Genomic DNA, 257 nt, shown 5'->3' with positions numbered 1-257 from the left:
GAATTTTTAAACTTAACCGATTTGATAAATGAATAAAAGAAAGATTTGTGTTGTTGTTACTGCAAGACCATCATATAGTAGAATAAAAACAGCTTTAAAAGCAATGCAAGAGCATCCATCACTCGAATTACAATTAGTAGTGGCTGGTTCAGCTTTATTAGATAGATATGGAAATGCTGTCAATTACATTGAAGAAGACGGATTTAACATTAATGCTAAAGTGTTTATGGTGCTTGAAGGAGAGAATAAAACATCAA

Annotated in this window: 1 pseudogene; it reads left to right on the top strand. The window is 31.1% G+C overall.

What is annotated here, in order from left to right:
* Positions 1-28: 28 nt before the first annotated feature.
* Positions 29-257 (top strand): annotated as a pseudogene (locus ACRHOC_RS14925) (UDP-N-acetylglucosamine 2-epimerase); the annotation flags it as partial.

It is taken from the genome of Winogradskyella poriferorum (assembly GCF_050618035.1).
GTDB lineage: Bacteria > Bacteroidota > Bacteroidia > Flavobacteriales > Flavobacteriaceae > Winogradskyella > Winogradskyella poriferorum_A.
Note: the sequence above shows the minus strand (reverse complement) of the source record. Positions and strands in the feature narration are given on the sequence as shown.